18 protein-coding genes are annotated in these 20216 nt (G+C 41.6%); 8 read left to right on the top strand and 10 right to left on the bottom strand.

The window, feature by feature from the left end; translation table 11 throughout:
- Positions 1–214: 214 nt before the first annotated feature.
- The 5 genes from NDQ71_RS10935 to NDQ71_RS10915 all read left to right on the top strand — a co-directional run bounded on the left by NDQ71_RS10935 (position 215) and on the right by NDQ71_RS10915 (position 5986).
- Positions 215–2023, top strand: a complete 1809-nt coding sequence (locus NDQ71_RS10935; protein WP_192540633.1) for an assimilatory sulfite reductase (NADPH) flavoprotein subunit — start codon at positions 215–217, stop codon at positions 2021–2023.
- Positions 2024–2085: 62 nt separating this feature from the next.
- Positions 2086–3783, top strand: coding sequence for an assimilatory sulfite reductase (NADPH) hemoprotein subunit (gene cysI / locus NDQ71_RS10930; protein ID WP_301561627.1), 1698 nt, complete (start codon positions 2086–2088; stop codon positions 3781–3783).
- 43 nt (positions 3784–3826) lie between these two features.
- Complete coding sequence (locus tag NDQ71_RS10925) at positions 3827–4567, top strand: phosphoadenylyl-sulfate reductase (RefSeq protein ID WP_192540635.1); 741 nt, start codon at positions 3827–3829, stop codon at positions 4565–4567.
- Between the two features lie 137 nt (positions 4568–4704).
- On the top strand, positions 4705–5418 hold the full coding sequence (locus tag NDQ71_RS10920; protein ID WP_192540636.1) for an ABC transporter substrate-binding protein: 714 nt from the start codon (positions 4705–4707) through the stop codon (positions 5416–5418).
- A 34-nt stretch (positions 5419–5452) separates the two neighbouring features.
- Positions 5453–5986 carry a DUF4124 domain-containing protein gene (locus tag NDQ71_RS10915; protein WP_192540637.1) on the top strand — a complete coding sequence of 178 codons (534 nt, stop codon included), beginning with the start codon at positions 5453–5455 and terminating at the stop codon, positions 5984–5986.
- On the opposite strand, the gene NDQ71_RS10910 is transcribed toward NDQ71_RS10915, so the two are convergent.
- The 4 genes from NDQ71_RS10910 to NDQ71_RS10895 form a co-directional block, all read right to left on the bottom strand.
- Positions 5987–6235, bottom strand: a complete 249-nt coding sequence (locus NDQ71_RS10910; RefSeq protein WP_301561626.1) for a hypothetical protein — start codon at positions 6233–6235, stop codon at positions 5987–5989.
- 117 nt (positions 6236–6352) lie between these two features.
- Positions 6353–9100 (bottom strand): aconitate hydratase AcnA, encoded by a 2748-nt coding sequence (gene acnA / locus NDQ71_RS10905; RefSeq protein ID WP_301561625.1) that lies wholly within the window; start codon positions 9098–9100, stop codon positions 6353–6355.
- 195 nt (positions 9101–9295) lie between these two features.
- The gene (locus tag NDQ71_RS10900; RefSeq protein WP_283709883.1) at positions 9296–9724 is read right to left on the bottom strand and encodes a hypothetical protein; all 429 of its coding nucleotides are present in this window, start codon (positions 9722–9724) and stop codon (positions 9296–9298) included.
- A gap of 76 nt (positions 9725–9800) precedes the next feature.
- Positions 9801–10184: an RNA-binding S4 domain-containing protein gene (locus NDQ71_RS10895; RefSeq protein ID WP_301561624.1), complete on the bottom strand. Its 384-nt coding sequence runs from the start codon at positions 10182–10184 to the stop codon at positions 9801–9803.
- Between the two features lie 264 nt (positions 10185–10448).
- Between NDQ71_RS10895 and NDQ71_RS10890 the strand changes: the two genes are divergently transcribed.
- Positions 10449–10736, top strand: coding sequence for a hypothetical protein (locus tag NDQ71_RS10890; RefSeq protein WP_064667770.1), 288 nt, complete (start codon positions 10449–10451; stop codon positions 10734–10736).
- A gap of 55 nt (positions 10737–10791) precedes the next feature.
- Positions 10792–11454, top strand: a complete 663-nt coding sequence (locus NDQ71_RS10885; RefSeq protein WP_064667771.1) for a hypothetical protein — start codon at positions 10792–10794, stop codon at positions 11452–11454.
- Here NDQ71_RS10885 and NDQ71_RS10880 read toward each other — a convergent pair.
- From NDQ71_RS10880 to glnA, 5 genes are all read right to left on the bottom strand, one after another.
- Positions 11451–11909 carry a cyclic nucleotide-binding domain-containing protein gene (locus NDQ71_RS10880; protein WP_192540641.1) on the bottom strand — a complete coding sequence of 153 codons (459 nt, stop codon included), beginning with the start codon at positions 11907–11909 and terminating at the stop codon, positions 11451–11453. The two genes, NDQ71_RS10885 and NDQ71_RS10880, sit on opposite strands and share 4 nt — an antisense overlap.
- Before the next feature lie 25 nt (positions 11910–11934).
- The gene (ntrC, locus tag NDQ71_RS10875; protein WP_283709885.1) at positions 11935–13320 is read right to left on the bottom strand and encodes a nitrogen regulation protein NR(I); all 1386 of its coding nucleotides are present in this window, start codon (positions 13318–13320) and stop codon (positions 11935–11937) included.
- Between the two features lie 18 nt (positions 13321–13338).
- Positions 13339–14409 carry a nitrogen regulation protein NR(II) gene (glnL, locus tag NDQ71_RS10870; RefSeq protein ID WP_301561623.1) on the bottom strand — a complete coding sequence of 357 codons (1071 nt, stop codon included), beginning with the start codon at positions 14407–14409 and terminating at the stop codon, positions 13339–13341.
- Positions 14410–14500: 91 nt separating this feature from the next.
- Entirely contained in the window at positions 14501–15013 is a 513-nt protein-coding gene (locus NDQ71_RS10865; protein WP_157586779.1) for a DUF4124 domain-containing protein, read from the bottom strand.
- A 135-nt stretch (positions 15014–15148) separates the two neighbouring features.
- On the bottom strand, positions 15149–16555 hold the full coding sequence (gene glnA / locus NDQ71_RS10860; RefSeq protein WP_064667776.1) for a glutamate--ammonia ligase: 1407 nt from the start codon (positions 16553–16555) through the stop codon (positions 15149–15151).
- Positions 16556–17075: 520 nt separating this feature from the next.
- Here glnA and typA point away from each other — a divergent pair.
- Positions 17076–18899, top strand: a complete 1824-nt coding sequence (typA, locus tag NDQ71_RS10855; RefSeq protein ID WP_064667778.1) for a translational GTPase TypA — start codon at positions 17076–17078, stop codon at positions 18897–18899.
- 433 nt (positions 18900–19332) lie between these two features.
- On the opposite strand, the gene NDQ71_RS10850 is transcribed toward typA, so the two are convergent.
- Positions 19333–20064 carry a CBM9 family sugar-binding protein gene (locus NDQ71_RS10850; protein ID WP_301561622.1) on the bottom strand — a complete coding sequence of 244 codons (732 nt, stop codon included), beginning with the start codon at positions 20062–20064 and terminating at the stop codon, positions 19333–19335.
- Positions 20065–20216: the final 152 nt, after the last annotated feature.

The raw sequence follows: 20216 nt of genomic DNA, 5'->3' as shown, positions 1-20216 counted from the left end.
TTTACTGGTAAATTTATAAATTAATAACTAAATGGAATAACAAAGCAGATTCTATTCTTTTTTTATTGGCGCATACCCCGTTATTCTTCACACTCAGAGAAATCTTTAGGGCCTAGGTTATTTGCCTTAAAGTCGACACAAATTTTAGGCAAAGTGATGACTGCAATCAGTGATCATTTTGTAGATAACTTTCAGGGTTACGGGGAATTAATTCATGTTGTTAGGTCAACTCAATGCGCTAGCAAGTCCATTATCGCAAGAGCAAGTACAAAAGCTACAAGGTTTAGTGGCTGAGCTTAATCCAATTCAGCAAGCGTGGGTAAGTGGCTATCTTGCTGCGAATGCTAATTCCGCGGCTTTAGGTGGCGTTACAGCAGCTGTACCAAGTGCTGGCGAAGCAGCTGCCTTGACCATTTTATATGGCTCACAAACCGGTAATGCAAAAGGTGTCGCAACTAAGCTTAAAGAGCAGGCTGAGTCACGTGGTTTGGCTGTAAAGTTAGTGAGTATGGCTGATTACAAACCAACGGCCCTGAAAAAAGAAAAGTTCCTGAGCGTTGTTGTTTCAACTTACGGTGAAGGTGAGCCGCCGGAAGATGCAGAAACACTGCATGAATTTTTAGCGACTAAAAAGGCGCCTAAACTTGATGGTGTTAAAGTTGCCGTCATTGGTTTAGGTGATTCAAGCTACGAGTTCTTCTGTCAAACAGCAAAAGACTTTGAGCAACGCTTAAATAAACTCGGTGCAGAAACCGTGTATCAGCGTGCAGATTTAGACGTCGATTACGATGATGAAGCGGCTACTTGGATCACGGGTGCATTAGATGCCTTTGAACCTGATTTAAAAGCACAACAAAGTGCAACAGGTGGGCAAGTTCTGTCATTTGGTGCGCCAGCCACAGCAGCGAGCCAATATACTAAGCAAAACCCGTTTGCAGCAGAGCTAAGTACAGTGCAAAAGATCACCGGTCGTGATTCAACTAAAGATGTGCGTCACGTTGAAATTTCCCTTGAAGGTTCTGATATTACCTATACCCCAGGCGACTCTCTAGGTGTGTACTTCTTAAATGATGAAGCATTGATTGATGAAGTACTGACACTGACGCAAATTGATGCTGCAAGCAAAGTTAAAATTGCAGATGAAGAGCTTAGTGTGCGTGATGCATTAATTGAAAAATTAGAGCTAACTCAGTCATACCCTGGCTTTGTTGAAAAATACGCAATCGCCACAGGTACACCTGAGTTATTAAAGCTAGTTGAAGATAAAGCGGCAATGCGTGAATACATTGAACCTCGTCAAATCTTCGACGTGATCCGCCAAAACCCAGCCAAATTAGAAGCACAAACTTTAGTGGATTGTTTACGTAAACTACAAGCCCGTTTATATTCAATTGCTTCCAGCCAAGCTGAAGTAGAAGACGAAGTTCATTTAACCATTGGTTTGGTTGAGTTTGAAGCGTTTGGCAGCGAGCACTTAGGTGGTTGTTCAGGCTATTTAGCACGCCGTGCCGAAGAAGGCTGTAAAGTAAAAGTATATAGCGAGCATAATGATAATTTCCGTTTACCTGCTAACGACGACACACCGGTGATCATGGTCGGCCCTGGTACGGGTATTGCGCCGTTTCGTGCATTTTTACAAGAGCGTGATGCACGTGAAGCAGCTGGTAAAAACTGGTTGTTCTTCGGTAACCCACATTTTACCCAAGATTTCTTATACCAAGTGGAAATTCAAGGCTATTTAAAATCAGGTTTATTGAGCAAAGTTGATGTGGCGTTTAGCCGTGACCAAGCTGAGAAAGTCTATGTGCAAGACAAGCTACGTCAAAACAGCCAAGCGGTATTTGAATGGCTAGAAGCGGGCGCGCATTTTTATATTTGTGGTGACGCAAATCGCATGGCGAAAGATGTACACCAAGCCTTGCTTGATATCATCAAAGAAAATAGCGGTAAAAACGATGAAGACGCTGAACAGTATTTAAAAGACTTACGTAGCGCAAATCGCTATCAGAAAGACGTGTACTAAGTGCACGTTGTTTATTTTATTAAAAGCTAACAGCCGTCACTGTAACAAATTTAGGATTTAAAATGAGCGAACAAGATAAAACCGTAAAGCTTTCTGATAACGAACGTTTAAAAAGAGAAAGTAACTTTTTACGCGGCACTATAGCGCAAGATTTAAAAGATGAAATTACCGGTGGTTTTACTGGCGATAATTTCCAGTTAATTCGTTTTCATGGCATGTACCAGCAAGATGACCGCGATATTCGTCCTGAGCGTGCTAAACAAAAGCTAGAGCCATTACATAACGTGATGCTCCGTGCTCGTATGCCTGGCGGAATTATCAAGCCTGAGCAATGGTTAGCGATAGATAAATTTGCTGACGAAAAAACCAGCTATGGCAGTATTCGTTTAACTACGCGACAAACATTTCAGTTTCACGGTGTATTAAAGCCAAACATCAAAGGCATGCACCAAATGCTTAATAGCGTGGGCATTGACGCAATTGCCACCGCCGGTGATGTTAACCGTAACGTACTGTGTACTACAAACCCCGTTGAGTCTGAGTTACATCAAGAAGCGTATGAGTGGGCTGCAAAAATTTCTGAGCATTTACTGCCAAAAACTAAAGCGTACGCAGAAATTTGGTTAAATGGTGAAAAAGCAGAGACCACAGAAGAGCCTATTTTAGGTTCAACGTATTTACCGCGCAAGTTTAAAACCACTGTGACTATCCCACCTAATAATGAAGTGGACGTACACGCGAATGATTTAAACTTTGTGGCAATTGCTGAAGATGGCAAGCTGGTTGGCTTTAACGTATTAGTCGGTGGCGGTCTTGCCATGACTCACGGTGATACCGCAACCTATCCACGTAAAGCCGATGATTTTGGTTTTATCGCCTTAGCAGACACACTAAAAATTGCTGAGCATGTGGTATCTGTACAGCGCGATTGGGGTAATCGTTCAAACCGTAAAAATGCGAAAACCAAATACACCCTAGATCGTGTAGGAACTGATGTATTTAAAGCCGAAGTAGAGCAACGCACGGGTGTTAAATTTGCCCCAAGCCGCCCTTATGAATTTACGCACCGTGGCGATCGTATCGGTTGGGTTGAAGGTATTGATGGCAAACATCACTTAACACTATTTATTCAAAGTGGCCGTATTTTAGATTACCCAGATAAGCCACTAAAAACCGGTTGTCGTAAAATTGCTGAAGTTCACCAAGGTGACATGCGTATGACGGCGAACCAAAATTTGATTATCGCCGGCGTGCCTGCGGATCAAAAAGCGGTGATTGAAGAAATCGCCCGTAATCACGGTTTGATTGACGATAAAGACACAGAGCAACGTAAAAACTCTATGGCGTGTGTGGCATTGCCAACCTGTCCATTAGCAATGGCGGAAGCCGAGCGTTACTTACCAAGCTTAATTGAAAAAACAGAAGCGCTGCTTGCGAAGCACGGCATTCCTGATGACAGTATCATTATGCGTGTGGTTGGTTGCCCGAATGGTTGTGGCCGTGCCATGTTAGCCGAAGCGGGATTGGTTGGGAAAGGTCCGGGTAAATATAATGTGTATCTAGGCGGTAACCTTGAAGGCACACGTATTCCTAAATTATATTTAGAAAATGTGGGTGAAGACGTGTATTTAGCTGCTTTTGATGAATTAATTGGTCAATGGGTTAATGAGCGTAATGACGGTGAATGCTTTGGTGATTTTGTGATCCGCAAAGGCATTGTTGCTGAAGTTAAAGTATCAGTTACCGATTTTCACGCATAATAATAAGCCAGTGCAACACACTGGCTAAGGTTTGGAATTTGCCATGAGTGAATTTAAAAACATATTACAGCTAGATAAAGAAAGCCAAGCGGCACTGCTTGCAGATGCAAACGGCGTATTAAAAGACTTGAGCGCTGAACAACGGGTGGCTTGGGCGCTGGAAAACTTACCAGATACCCAGTTTTTATCATCGAGTTTTGGTATTCAAGCTGCGGTGATGTTGCATTTAATGACATCACAGCGCCCTGATATTCCTGTGGTACTGACTGATACAGGCTATTTATTCCCGGAAACGTATCAGTTTATTGAGCAAATGACGATGCGTTTATCACTTAATTTAAAAGTGTATAAATCAGCGCTGAGCCCAGCATGGCAGGAAGCTAAGTTTGGTAAGTTATGGGAGCAAGGTGAAGCGGGAATTAAGCAATATAACCAGCTTAATAAAGTAGAGCCAATGACGCGTGCGCTAAAAGAGATTAACGCCGGTACTTGGTTTAGCGGCCTGCGTCGTGACCAAGCATCGACCCGAGCTGAAAAGCAGATCGTTGAAATTAGCCGTGGCACAGTGAAGGTTTACCCAATTATTGAATGGTCAAATCGCGATGTGTACCAGTATTTAACGAAACATGATTTACCTTATCACCCATTGTGGGAACAAGGCTATGTGTCGATGGGGGATGTGCATACAACCCGTAAGTTAGAGCCGGGTATGACCGAAGAAGAAACTCGTTTCTTTGGTTTAAACCGTGAATGTGGGTTACATATTGACGGTGGCGGTATTTAACCCTAACACTGTTTAACCAGCTATTTGAATATTCCTAAAACGCAGCCTAGCTGCGTTTTGTGTTTTTGGACTACAATACAGTTAGGCGCTATAAATAGAAGTGCACATATTTTATGAAACTGTGTTACATAGTTTTTTTGTTATTATTTTCCAGTCATCTTGTTGCTGCAAATCTTCGTGTTGCGCTACCTGATGAAGATTATCCCCCCTTTCATTTTGTCAGCTCAGAAAATAAAGGCATTTTGCGGGATGTTATAACGGCATTTTCGAAGGCATCGGGGATTCAAGTAGATTACGTTTTTGTACCAGAAATGCGTTCGGCTAAAATGGTACAAAACGGTGATGTTGATGTACGAATGGAATCGGAGGTTTGGCTCAATGGTAATGAACCATATTATTGGAGCCAAGAAATTATGCAGGTCGAAGATGTTATGGTCGCTGCGCGAGGTGTCCAGCTAATCGACTTAAAGCAATTAAATCGCTTAAAAAGTGGTGTGTTACTTGGGCGCTTTGGCTATGTTTACCCGACTTTTGAGCCGTTAGTGCAAAATAATATACTACATCGTGAGAATTTTTATTCGGATCTAGAAGTACTACAAAGCTTGTATAAAGATACCCATTCTAGCCCGCGCTTTACTGTGATCTCGAAATCAGTTTTGAACTGGTACATACAGCATTATCCGGATTTTGCAGCGTTGGTCGTTAGTGACATTAACGTTGGCGTGGCACCCTTACAGTTGCAGTTTGCTTATAACTCTAAGGGTAAAAAGTATGCGCAACAATTTAATGATTTTTTACAAAAGTTGAAAGATAATGGCGAGCTGGATAAAATCATCGCTCGCTATCAATGATAGTTATGGAAAGTTTTAACGCAAAGGATTGAATATGAAGTACTTCGCCTACCTAGCAATTATGGTATTGCTAATTAGTGTTGCAGGATTATTTTATTTGCAGCGCCCAGATGGTCAAACATGGCTAACGAGTGATGAAATAACGCGCCAATCAAGTGGTATAAAAGAGCAAATGGTCTCGTTATCCAGTGACATGCTTGCCCGAGCAGTTAAGGTTGTCAGCGAAACCAGCCAAAAAATTGTAGAAACAATGACTTCGGATAGTTCGCCAGAGGCTATAGTCATTTACAAGTGGCAAGACGGACAAGGTCAATGGCACTATTCAGATCGCCCTAATCCCGATGGCAAAAGCCAGCAAATAGTACTCGACCCTAACGATATTACTGTTGTTGCAGCCGAGGATACCGCAATTCTCAAAGGCAGCGCTAAGGCTGCTAATATGTCGTCACTTTCACCAACACCAAGTAGTGTTTATGACCCTGCGGTGATAAAAAAACTGTTTGAAGATGCAGAGCAAGTAAAGAGTACACTAGAGCAACGTACTAAGACGTTAGAAGCCGCTAAGTAATTAAAGCGGCGATTGTGCGCGCTTGTTGTGCTTGGCTTCCATATTCATCAGCACTATGGTGAGATAAATTTTAGTCGGTAATGAAAATAAAATGCCAATGGCAATAAATGTCGCACCGAACATTATGCCATGAATACTATTTTTTTCGACTAACAGATCTGATACTAATAAGTAATGCCCCACTAAAATTAGTGATATACCGAGAACGATACATATTTTAAGCGTACTTATTAGTTTTTGCTCAGCCATTCAATGCACCTGTTGGTAATTAGGTGCATTCAGTGTAGGTAATATCTGGCAGGTTCAGCTTGTTTTACATCAATAAACTAAGGGCTAAGCAAATTAAATCTGCAAAGCCCTGATTAATTAATTGCTGAGCATATTACGTAGTACATACTGTAAAATGCCGCCATGCTTGTAGTAATCCCACTCTTTAGGGGTATCAATACGAACATCGGCGCTAAAACTAACCTGTTTACCCTCGCTGTTAGTAGCAATCACGCTTACTTCAGCAGTCTTGTCATACAGACCATCAATATCAAATTGCTCTTGGCCAGTTAAACCAAGGGATTCATGACTTTCGCCCTCTTTAAATTGCAGTGGCAGCACACCCATACCTATTAGGTTTGAGCGGTGAATGCGTTCATAACTTTGCGCTATTACTGCTTTAATACCCAATAATAGCGAGCCTTTTGCGGCCCAGTCGCGTGATGAACCTGTGCCATACTCAGCACCGGCAAGTACGACTAGCGGTATACCTTGTTGTTGATAGGCCATCGCTGCATCATAAATGCTGGCCAGCTCATCCTCAGGTTGTGTGCGAGTCACACCGCCTTCAGTGCCCGGGGCTAATAAGTTTTTTAATCTTACGTTAGCAAATGTACCACGCATCATCACTTCGTGATTACCACGACGTGAGCCATAAGAGTTAAATTGGGCTTTTTCAACCCCATTTTCTTGCAGGTATAGGCCTGCAGGTGCATCGGCCTTGATTGCCCCAGCTGGGGAAATATGGTCGGTAGTAACCGAGTCGCCAAGTTTTGCTAAACAGCGTGCGCCGTTAATTGTTGGGATCCCCGGTGGCTCTGCAGTCATGCCATCAAAGAATGGCGCTTTTTTGATGTAAGTTGATGCATCATTCCAGTCATACAATTTACCATCAGGTATCTTAATTTGTTGCCAGCGATCATCGCCTTTGTAAACATTGCTATAGCTTGAGGCAAACATTTCTTTGGTAACAGTTTTTTTCACTAGTTCATTTACTTCGCTCACTGTAGGCCAGATGTTTTTCAGGTATATATCATTACCATTTGCATCTTGCGCTAGAGGCTCGTTGTATACATCGATATCAGTGCGCCCAGCAATTGCGTAAGCAACAACCAACGGTGGAGAGGCTAAAAAGTTCATTTTCACATCTTGATGAATACGTCCTTCAAAGTTACGGTTACCTGATAAAATAGAGCTTACCACCAGTTTATGTTTTTGAATCGCGTCAGAGATTTCATCAGCGAGTGGGCCTGAATTACCAATACAGGTGGTACAACCATAACCGACTAAGTTAAAACCAAGGGCATCTAAATCATCCATTAAACCTGCTTTTTCTAAGTAGTCAGTGACTACTTGTGAGCCAGGTGCCAGTGATGTCTTTACCCAAGGTTTTACATTAATTCCTAATTGGCGAGCTTTTTGCGCAACTAAACCTGCGGCTAAAATCACACTTGGGTTAGAAGTGTTGGTACAGCTAGTAATGGCAGCAATCACACAAGCGCCATCTTTGAGCTCAAATTCTTGCTCTTTAAAGTTAACTTTTGCAGCCCCCATAAACTGTGCTTCGTTGACCGTATCGTCAGGGTTTATAGCGGGACCTTCACTTTCAATACGCGATTGCTGTTCGTCACTGTTGTCACGTTTTGCTAAGCGTTCATCTTGAAAGGTTTTTAAATGTTTGGTAATAATATCGCCGGCTTGATCCAGTGCAATTCTATCTTGTGGACGTTTTGGACCTGCAAGGCTTGGCACCACATCGCTGAGGTTTAACTCGAGTTTATCGGTGTAATTAGCTTCATCGCCATCATTACGCCACAACCCTTGATGTTTTGCGTAGTCTTCAATCAGTTTTAACTGCTCTTCATCGCGATTAGTTAAGCGCAAGTAACTAATGGTTTCATCATCAATAGGGAAAATACCACACGTAGCACCGTATTCAGGCGCCATATTAGCAATGGTTGCACGATCTGCTAATGGTAAGTCGGCTAGGCCATCACCATAAAATTCAACAAACTTACCCACCACACCATGTTTGCGCAGTATCTCAGTGACGGTCAGTACTAAATCTGTCGCTGTGGTGCCTTCAGGTAAGCGGCCACTGAGCTTCATGCCCACAACTTGTGGGATCAGCAAGCTAATTGGCTGGCCGAGCATTGCGGCTTCAGCTTCAATACCACCTACACCCCAACCAAGTACGCCTAAACCATTGATCATGGTAGTATGAGAATCAGTACCAACTAAGGTGTCTGGGTAAGCAAATTTTTGCCCGTTACGGTCTTCGTTAAATACTACTCGTGCCAGGTATTCTAAATTCACTTGGTGAACAATCCCGGTGGCGGGTGGCACTACTTTTAAGTTATCGAATGCTGTTTGACCCCAACGTAAAAATTCATAACGCTCTTTATTGCGTTCATATTCTAGCTTGGCATTTAAATCAAATGAGCCATCATTACCATAGCCATCTACTTGTACTGAGTGGTCAATTACCAACTCAGCAGGAGAGAGTGGGTTTATTTTTGCCGGATCGCCACCGAGTTTTTCCATGGCGTCACGCATTGCGGCTAAATCAACGATTGCAGGTACACCGGTAAAGTCTTGCATTACTACGCGTGCTGGCGTAAACGCTACCTCAGCAGTTGGCTTAGCTTGAGGATCCCAATCTAATAATGCATCGATATCTTGGGATTTGATATTTACGCCATCTTCATTGCGTAATAAATTTTCTAGTAGAATTTTCAGCGAGAACGGCAATCGTTTGGCTTTGTCGCCTAATCCTTGCAGTGAATGAATATGAAACTGCTCGCCATTAATAGTGAGTTGTTTTTGGGTATCAAAACTATTATTCATTATATGCCCCTAAAGTAGATGAATGTCCTTAAATGGTAAATGTAACCTCTTTTAAATATTAAAATGCAAACTGTATACCAGTATCAAATTGCACGATTATTGCGCAGTTAATGATACTGAGATGATGCTGAAAGTTTAGATTTCAAGCCATGGCTTGTAAAACCAATCAAAACAACGCAAGCTTGCAGTGATGTTTTATCTCAACCAACCCTGTTGTTTGCCACGATGACTAAGTTGTAGTAATAAAACTGCGATGATGATCACCAGCAGTGGCATAAATACAGCACTTGCACCGAGTAATTCAATACTGTTAATGACAATAAAATTATAAAATTGCTGGATAAAAATCGCGATTAAAGACAACGCAAAGCACACTCGCGCAATGGCATTTTTAAGTAATAAGAAAATACAGCCTACTGTGCCAGCAAAAACGGCTACAGCAAATGCTAAGGTAGACCACAAAGGAGTATTTGAATATGCAGCTTGTTGATCTACAGGAAGTTTACTAATCATCTCAGGTGTCATAAGCAGTTGCATAATAAATGCAATGACCCCGAGTAAATTCCAAACTAATGCGGCCCAAGCAACACTTTTGAGCCAAGTAGGGGCTGTTGAAGTCGTCATAAAATGCTTTCTATTTGTCGTTATTTAGAAAGTAATTAAAGACGACCTCAAAGTGTTTTACAAGTTATGCTGGTGATTAACCAAATGAAATTGGACGACGACCCGTTTTTTCATCTACTTTCGGCTTTTTAGTACGTTTACGTTTGTTTTTAGGTGCCGCTGGTGTTTCTTGCACAGGGCTTTTTACACTCTCAGATTGAGTATTTTCCACAGCACGGTGTGCCGGTGTTGCATCTTCACTTAAAGTTAACTTAAAGAGCTCACCATCAAATTCAAGCACATTACCACTGTATAATTTTTTCCGTTTGATTGTACAAATTTCATGGTTAACACCCACATACCCCTCAGTGATGAGATTTTTTGCTTGGCCGCCACCTTCAACTAAATCAAGAACTTTTAAAAGTTTACATAACTCAATCGGTTCTTCTTCTAATTCAATTTCAATGTATTCGTCGTTCATGTTTGATCTCATTAAGGTAGGGCATAGCCTGTAGTATAAAGGCTATGCTCGGCTTTTGCATCAAACCTTCTAATCTCTGCGAGGCATTCAACAGAAAAAACCGAAAACTTTTTGGTATTTTTTACTGGCTTTAAAAAAACTGCAGTAATTGCGATGTAAGCTGCCATTGTAAAATCTGGCCTGTTATTTGCCATAGATGATGAAAATTAATAACCGCTAGATGCAGTAACTTAAGTGCTAACGCACTGAAAAATGGAGTAGAAGATGGGCGTAAGATTAGCAATGAGAAAAGAGTTAATGGGTTTAAATAACTCAGATATGTTAACAGCTGATGATGTCAGAGCGCATCTAACTCACCAGGTAAAGCAGCAGCCGCACAGTACGCACAAAGGTTTTTCGGTGATTTCAAAATTTAATGATAATCACAGTCAATTACTCAGTGGTGACAACAACCGAGAGCGTTTGTTGGAGTTTCAACGCCATCGTTTATTTAAAGATGTGTTATACACCAAGCAAAGTGTTGATGCTTGGTTAAATAGCCAAATAAATTAAGTTGCCTTAATGCGCTACCTCCAATAGACTACACTTGTAATCATTTGGAGGTACTATGCGAAACGGAATTTTAATCTGCATGTTGTTATTACTAACTGCCTGCCAACAACCAACAATATATGTATACACGCAAGCGTTAACAGAGCTAGAAAAACAACAGCTAACAATACGCTTACAGCAACAACCATTACCGTATCAGTTTATTCAATTACCGATACCCAAAGAGTTTGCCGCTGCGACTCTATTAACTTCTGAAGATAAGCTACTCACAGCCGAAACCGAGCAGCTTGCTGGTATTATGCAAGCTATGGGCTATCAACCACAGATACACTATGTGTCGGCAGCAAATCATCATTATAGCAATGGCAATATTGGCTTTTACTTGCGTGGTGAGCAAATAGAGCTAGGTTTTGATGTGCCAGAACAAATGCGAACTACTGGTTGCGTTGAAGATCGCTACAATGGTCTCAAAGTTAAATTTGTTGATAACTTTGTTGAGTTTACTTTAGTAAATGGTGCCCGCGCTCAGTTAGGTTGGCAACGTTATGAAAATTATTTAGTCATCAATTATAGAGATACTTCGCAGTCATATACGCATTCAAGCCCTTTAGTTGCCACTCCTTTTGGGGAAAAGCCCTCAGACACATTTCGCTATAACGCACACATTGAAGGGCCACAATGGTTAAATTGCTCGCTGCAAGTTGTGTATATGGATTAGCCTCGTGATTCTAGGTAGTGACTAAGTTTGGCTATACGCTCGCTCATACCTTCGATAATACGGTCTTTGATTTTTTCGCGGATCACATTGGGGAGTCGTGTTAGTGCTTCAGGTGATATTGCGAGCACGATTGTGTCACTTTTTGCGCGGGCACTGGTGCTACGCTCACGGTTATTGATAAACGCACCTTCGCCAATAAACTCACCGGGCTCTATTGTGCCCAGTTCCATTAAATGGCTGTGGTTAAATACCACAATAGCGCCGCTGAGAACAATATACAGTTGTTTGTCGTTATCGAATTGTTTAAACACAAAGCGATTTTGACTTACTAAATATAAATGGCTGAATGATTCCAGTAAAATTTGCCGCTCGTTGAGGGTAAACTCTCTAAAAAAATTCAGCCTATTGAGTATTTCCATCTGCTTAATTAATGGAATATGTTCAATTAACTTCAACTTTTTTCCTTTTCAACAGGGAAGTTTAGTTGATATTGCGCTCTTTTAATTTGCGGGTCAATGTATTACGACCCCAACCAATTTTAACCGCCGCTTCTTGTTTATGCCCTGCACAGTTTGCCAACGCAGTTTTAATTAAGCGAGTTTCTAACTGCGCTTGAATATTCGGCCAAATATTTTCTTTACCTTGTTTTAGCTCTTGATTAAGCCACTGCTGGAATGAATCAAGCCAATCACCTTCTTGTTGAGCCTCATCAATTTCTAAAATTTCAGGCGGTAAATCTTGTTCACTGACTAATTCACCTGGGGCCATTACAGTAAGCCAGCGGCAGGTGTTTTCAAGTTGACGAACATTACCTGGCCAGTTAAATAGACGTAGTAAATCAGTAGCTTTAGCGCTGAGTACTTTACTTTCAACTTGTAAGTCTTTGGCGCTTTTATGCAAAAAATGTTGTGCTAAGCGTTCAATATCTTCGGTGCGCTCGCGTAGAGCGGGTAGGCGTAATCGTACTACGTTTAGGCGGTGAAATAAGTCATCCCTAAACTTACCTTGTTTGACCAAATCTTCAAGGTTTTGGTGGGTCGCAGCAATGATCCGCACATCAACTTTAATACTTTGATGACCACCAACACGGTAAAATTCGCCATCAGCTAATACCCGTAATAGCCGAGTTTGCACATCCAGCGGCATATCACCTATTTCATCGAGAAATAGCGTCCCGCCATTGGCTTGTTCAAAGCGGCCTTTGCGAACACTATCGGCACCGGTGAAGGCACCTTTTTCATGGCCAAATAACTCAGATTCTACCAATTCTTTAGGAATTGCCGCCATATTTAAGGCGATAAACTGGTTTTCTTTACGCGGACTGTGATTATGCAATGCACTGGCAACTAACTCTTTACCAGTACCAGATTCACCATTAATCAACACACTCATACTTGAAGCGGACAACTTGCCGATTGCCCGAAACACTTCTTGCATAGCGGGTGCTTCGCCAATGATATGGGCGCTTGTTGGCGGGGCAGGTTTACGTTTGGTCTTTTTGGTGGAATTAGCTCGGCACGCACTTTCAACTAAGGCAACCGCTTCATTTAAATCAAACGGTTTGGCCAAGTATTCAAATGCGCCTTTTTGAAAGGCATTAACTGCAGAGTCTAAGTCGGAATGCGCGGTCATAATGATCACGGGTAGCCCTGGATTTTGCTCTGCAATAAGCTCTAGCAATGCCATACCATCCATACCCGGCATTCTTACATCTGAGACCAACACGGTGGGCTGGCTAAACTTTAATGCACTGAGCACGTCTTGGGCATTAGCAAAACTTTCAACGTTGAAACCTGCGCGTGCTAGCGCCTTTTCAAGTACAAAGCGGATTGATGCATCATCATCAACAAGCCAAACTGTTTTCATGCGAACTCCAACAACCGATTAATCCACAAAAGGCAGATATATATTAAATTCTGTATGACCCGGCCAGCTATCACATTCGATATAACCATTGTGTTGATCGATCAAGGTTTGTGCAATCGAAAGACCAAGTCCTGAGCCACCTTCTTTATTGGTGATCATCGGGTAAAACAAGGTCTCTTTGATGCTAGGATCGATACCAGGTCCGTCATCTGATATTTGGATCAGCAGCGCTTTTTTAGGCGCTTTACCCGGGCGACGTTGTTGATGATTAATGCGTGTTTTAATTTTTATCACGCCACCATCGACTAACGCTTGTTGTGCATTACGAACAATATTAAGTACCACTTGCTGAATTTTACCTTGGTCAATAAATACATCCGGAATACTTGGATCGTAATCTTTTTCCAAACTAATATTGGCACAATTATCTAAGGTGCTTAACTTAATTACAGATTCTAAGGTTTGGTGAATATTACCGTAGGATTTTTGCGGCAATTGATTCGGCCCTAGCAATCTGTCTACCAGCTCTCGTAAGCGGTCAGCTTGTTCAATGATCAGTTCTGCACATTCATCCCGTTCTTGCTGATCAACCTCATACTGCAATAATTGCGCCGCTCCGCGAATTCCACCTAAAGGATTTTTAATTTCATGGGCAAGTCCGCGAATTAGGTTGCGGGCAGCTTGGTATTGATGCATTTGATTAGAAGCTTGGTCGTGGCGAATTTCATCGTCAGTTTGGCGACATTCAAATAAAATATAATACTCATTTTGTAGTTTTACGCGGCGCGAGCTAATCGCCAATTTTGCGTGGCGAGAATCAACGAACACCACGTCAGCTCTATGCTGATGGCAATCAACACCATCCACCAGTGAGTATTGAGCAATGCGTTTTAAGTCTATCGAATGGTAATTAAATAGAGTATCAAAAGGTTGCTTTAAAATTCGCTTAGGGCCTAATCCTAATAGCTCACTGGCACTATTATTAGCGTAAATAAGCGTAAATTGTTGATCGAGTAAAATCACCGCAGTCGACAGGTTTTGCCAAATACTGGTGAGTAGTTCAGGGCTAAAATTTTTATTATTGGGCATGGTTGCACCACTTTAGTGCGTTGATGATAATTAGCAGCTTAGCACATAATTATTAAGCAAATTATTGTCTTTGTATAGGAAGACGATCTTTTTACAAAGATGATGCTCTATGCATAAAAAAAGTACTTATAGGGCTAACAGAGACTATTGAGCCTTGCGGATCAAATAGTTTAACTTGTAAGGTGTGTTCCCCGCGATTTACATCGCGCAGAGCAAACGTGCTGGTATTGCTAGGCTCTGCAAATGCAGTGCCATCAACCAGTAGCTGTATTTTAAAGCCATTCTCAAAACGAGGTGTAATACGACTAGTTACATACACTGAACCGGTATTCTCACGCACAGTACCTTGATCGGCAGGGGAAGAAATGACCACTTTATAGCTTTTCGCGGCAACAGGCTGCTGCTCATCTAAAATACGCGTATCAACGGTTGGCATAGTTAAAGTTTGGCTGGTGAGTTTTACTTCGGTAGCCCCCACTTTAGGTGTATCAGAAAATACCAATACGCCATTTTTATCTACCCAAGAATAAATTTTCTTATCACCGCTATAGCCATAAAAGCTGATTGAAATCAGTATTGTTAGTAATAAAAGCCTTGTTTTCACCTTGCCACCTTGCATTTTTTGCACTAACTAAACTTTAGTGGAGAATGGAAAAATTAGCCATAAAAAAAGCCCGCAGAACGGGCCTTGAGAACACACATAAATTATCTATAATTAGATAATTTTAACTACAGCTGATTAACAGCTGTAGTACATTTCGAACTCAACTGGGTGAGTTGTCATGTTAAGTTTTTCAACTTCTTTAGATTTAAGTGCGATGTAAGCATCGATTAAATCATTAGTGAATACGCCACCTTGATTTAAGAACTCACGGTCTGCATCAAGTGCAGCTAGCGCTTCACCTAATGAAGAGGCAACTGTTGGAATTTCTGCTGCTTCTTCAGCTGGTAAGTCGTATAAATCTTTATCCATTGCATCGCCAGGGTGGATCTTGTTTTTGATACCGTCAAGGCCAGCCATAAGCATTGCAGAAAATGCAAGGTATGGGTTAGCTGTTGGATCTGGGAAGCGTACTTCGATACGACGTCCTTTTGCAGACGGAACCACTGGAATACGGATAGACGCAGAACGGTTACGTGCAGAGTATGCAAGCATTACTGGTGCTTCAAATCCTGGTACTAAACGCTTGTACGAGTTAGTTGACGCATTAGCAAACGCATTGATTGCTTTAGCATGCTTGATGATACCACCAATGTAGTAAAGCGCTTCTTCAGAAAGACCGCCGTACTTGTCGCCTGCGAATAAGTTAACACCGTCTTTAGCTAAAGACTGGTGACAGTGCATACCAGAACCGTTATCACCAACAACTGGCTTAGGCATAAAGGTTGCTGTTTTTCCATATAAATGAGCCATATTATGGATAACATATTTCATTTCTTGGATTTCATCCGCTTTTAATACCATAGTATTGAAGCGAGTAGCGATTTCGTTTTGACCAGCAGTTGCTACTTCGTGGTGATGTGCTTCAACCACTTGACCTAGCTCTTCAAGCACTAAACACGTCGCTGAACGCCAATCTTGGAAATCATCAACTGGAGCAACAGGGAAATAACCACCTTTTACGCCAGGACGGTGACCGGTGTTGCCACCTTCATATTCTTTATCTGAGTTCCAAGCAGCTTGCTTAGAGTCAATTTTATACATAGAACCTGACATGTCAGTTTTGTATTTAACATCATCAAATACAAAGAACTCTGGCTCAGGACCAAATAAAACTGTGTCAGCAATACCTGTAGAACGCATGTATTCTTCAGCGCGCTTAGCAACAGAACGCGGGTCGCGCTCATAACCTTGTAATGTGCTAGGCTCAACCACGTCACAACGTAAGATTAAAGTAGCTTCTTCTGTGAAAGGGTCTAATTTAGCTGATTCAGCAACCGGTAGTAATACCATGTCTGATTCGTTAATGCCTTTCCAACCTGCAATTGAAGAACCGTCAAACATTTTGCCGTCTTCAAAGAAGTCTTCATCTACTTGATGATGAGGAATAGAAACATGTTGCTCTTTACCTTTGGTATCAGTAAAGCGTAAATCAACGAACTTAACGTCATTTTCTTTAATAAAATCTAAAACCGATTGTGACATGTGTCCTCCAACTGTTGGGTTTTATTTTTGCTGCATAATTGCTTTTGCTTTCTAGTAAGCGGCTTCCATGCCATATTTATAATTTGTTGTTTTTAATGGTTAAAAAATGCCAGCACTTGCTATGCGTTAGTGTTTTTGCACCAATCTGGAGCGTGCTTTGATCATTTTGGTGCATGCGTTAAGTGAACGCTATTTGCAAACAATTTGTATATATAATAAACACAGCTATTTTGTTAACTTACTTAGCAAATACTGCCAAATTATGACAATAATAGCTAGGAATGAGCAAAATAGTGGCAAATTGAAAAATTAAATTAATGAAAATGTCATATATAAAACAGATACTTATTAGAAGTATGAAGAAAGTTGTGAAATATATATTGGATAAACTTTCATCCATGACATTAATAAGGGATAATATGCGCCCTTTTAAATCCTATGCTGGGACATCTCGTGAAAACGCAGATGAGTGCGTAGATCTTGCAGGATCATTGAGAATTTAATTTCTCTGAGTAAAAATATGAGCATCGAAAAGTTAAGAAATATAGCGATTATCGCGCACGTTGACCATGGTAAAACAACACTGGTTGACAAACTACTTGAGCAATCAGGTACATTAGAAACACGCGGCGGTAACGAAGAGCGCGTGATGGACTCAAACGACATTGAGAAAGAACGTGGTATTACCATTTTGGCTAAAAACACAGCCATTTCATGGAATGACTACCATATCAATATCGTAGATACCCCAGGACACGCCGACTTTGGCGGTGAAGTTGAACGCGTACTTTCGATGGCTGACTCAGTATTACTACTTGTTGATGCTCAAGAAGGTCCAATGCCACAAACGCGTTTCGTTACGCAAAAAGCATTCGCGCAAGGCTTAAAGCCAATCGTTGTTATCAATAAAATTGATAAACCAGGTGCACGCCCTGATTGGGTTATGGATCAAATCTTTGATTTATTCGACAACCTAGGTGCAACTGACGAACAGTTAGACTTTAAAGTGATCTATGCATCAGCAATCAACGGCTGGGCAACACTAGATTTAGACGAGCCATCAGATAACATGGAACCTATGTTCAAGATGATCGTTGACGAAGTATCACCACCGGATGCAGATCCTGAAGGTGACTTCCAAATGCAGATTTCGCAACTTGATTACAACTCATATGTTGGTGTGATCGGTGTAGGTCGTATCAAGCGTGGTTCTGTAGCACCTAACCAACAAGTTACTATCATCAGTGCTGATGGCACTAAACGTAACGGTAAAATCGGTTCTGTACAAAGCTACTTAGGTCTTGAGCGTATCGAAACTGAACGTGGTTATGCTGGTAACATCGTAACTGTAACTGGTATCGGCGAACTTAAGATTTCAGACACTGTTTGTTGTCCTACTAATGTTGAAGCATTACCACCACTAAGTGTTGATGAGCCAACAGTAACAATGACGTTCTCTGTTAATAACTCTCCTTTTTGTGGTAAAGAAGGTAAGTTTGTAACATCACGTAATATTCGTGAACGTTTAGACAAAGAATTAGTACACAACGTAGCACTTCGTGTTGAAGATACTGCAAACCCAGATAGCTTCCGTGTTTCTGGCCGTGGTGAATTACACTTAGGTATCTTAATCGAGAACATGCGTCGTGAAGGTTACGAGCTAGCGGTTTCTCGTCCTGAAGTAATCTTACGTACTGTTGATGGCGTTCTTGAAGAACCGTATGAAACAGTAACGATTGACTGTCAAGAAGAGCACCAAGGTTCTATCATGGAGCAAATTGGTCTTCGTAAAGGTGAGCTTACTGACATGGCACCAGATGGTAAAGGTCGTATGCGTATGGACTTTATGATCCCAAGCCGTGGCTTAATCGGTTTCCAAACTGATTTTATGACGCTTACATCGGGTTCTGGCCTTATGTACCATACTTTCGATCACTACGGTCCGCACAAAGGTGGCGAGCTAGGTGTTCGTAAGAACGGCGTAATGATTGCAAACGCAACGGGTAAAGCACTGACTAACGCATTATTTAACTTACAAGAGCGCGGCCGTTTATTCATCGGTCACGGTGTTGAAGTATACGAAGGTATGGTTATCGGTATTCATAGCCGTGATAACGACCTTACAGTTAACGCGCTTAAAGGTAAGCAACTTACTAACGTTCGTGCATCTGGTACAGATGAAGCACAAACATTAACACCAGCACTTAACTATTCACTTGAGCAAGCGCTTGAGTTTATTGCTGATGATGAGTTAGTAGAAGTAACGCCATTAAACATTCGTATTCGTAAACGTCATTTAACTGAAAATGAACGTAAACGTGCGGGTCGTGCGCCTAAGTCATAATCTATTAATTTAGAACGATGATTTTAAAAGCCGCTGTATTTAAGAGATACAGCGGCTTTTTTGTGGTTATTAGTTAGCGAGTTAGCGAGAGTAAAGTTTGTGAGGGGAAGAGTTGTAAGCTATAAGCGGTCAGCTGTCAGATTAGAACAGTGTAGTTGGGTAGCTTGGTGTCAGTAATAGCTGTTAGGTGAAAGGCGCTAGACTTTGAAAAATCTTGCCACAGAATCTATCTCTGAAATAATTTTTTCCTCTAAAGCGCAGCGTCTCTTATCCTCTTTGTGAATAATTCACTTAAAAAATGTTTGCACAAAGAGAAGATAATGAGCAGTAAATGAGGTTAGGGCAACAAAGTCATCGGGATTTGCTGCCCTAGCGCCTAGCAACCTAGTACCTATTTTATTGTAAGCGCAGCATCTCTTGAGTTCTGCGTGGATCAGTTATTTTTTGGTAACAAGGTGATTTTGCCAAACACGTCGGCATCGATATAACCTAGGTTGCGGCTGCCATTTACGGGCTGTATTTCGTGTGAGCCCATAAAGTGTTCGCGAATTTCACTGCCGTCGTTATCGCAATAAGCGAGCATAAAGCCGATTACTTGTTTTGCCGTTAACTTAAGCGGGGTGTTTGGCGCGCCTTCTTGGTAATCATTTGGGTAGAGCTTAATCGCCACTTCCCAAGTGATGTTGTAGGGCGAGGTGGTGTTGCGTTGCCAGCGGCTAATCAAGTGATCTGTGTATAAATGGGGCTTTTTATCAGGCCCAAAATCGGCAGCTTGGTTATCAAGGCCTATATGATACGCAAATGCAGTATGGTTAAATTGATGATTACCGCCTGATGCATCGCTGTCGATAAATATTTCCAGTGCATCGTCATCCCAATATTTGACTGTTGGATCTGGGTGCGTATCAATTAGTACATCATCAGCAATGTCGGCTTGTAAATAAAGATAGTTTTCATCCCAAAGTAATTTGTAGCGGCCTTTAAAGTCTTTATCTGAGTCAGGTAAAGTACCATCCATAAGGTAAGGCATCGATTGCCATTGTGCTTGGTCCCATGCGCTTTCAGAGACACCATCAATAGTAATTGGCGTTGCTGTATGCTCTACATCGATAGCCATGGCGGCGTTGCTCATTAATAGGCTTAAGGTCAGCGCGACTGTTTTCATGTCATTCTCAAGTTTTTTATTTTGTTTATAGCCTAATAGTGACTGAAACAAAAATTGAAAACAACAGCGGTAATAAGTGAGGTGCTAAATAGAGACACTAACAAGCCGTAAGTGCATACAGTTTTTTACAGTTTTGAATGCAAGGCGGAAGA

The sequence above is a fragment of the Pseudoalteromonas sp. KG3 genome, from assembly GCF_030436385.1.
GTDB classification, from domain to species: Bacteria; Pseudomonadota; Gammaproteobacteria; order Enterobacterales; family Alteromonadaceae; genus Pseudoalteromonas; species Pseudoalteromonas prydzensis.
This window is presented reverse-complemented; position numbering and strand designations above follow the sequence as displayed.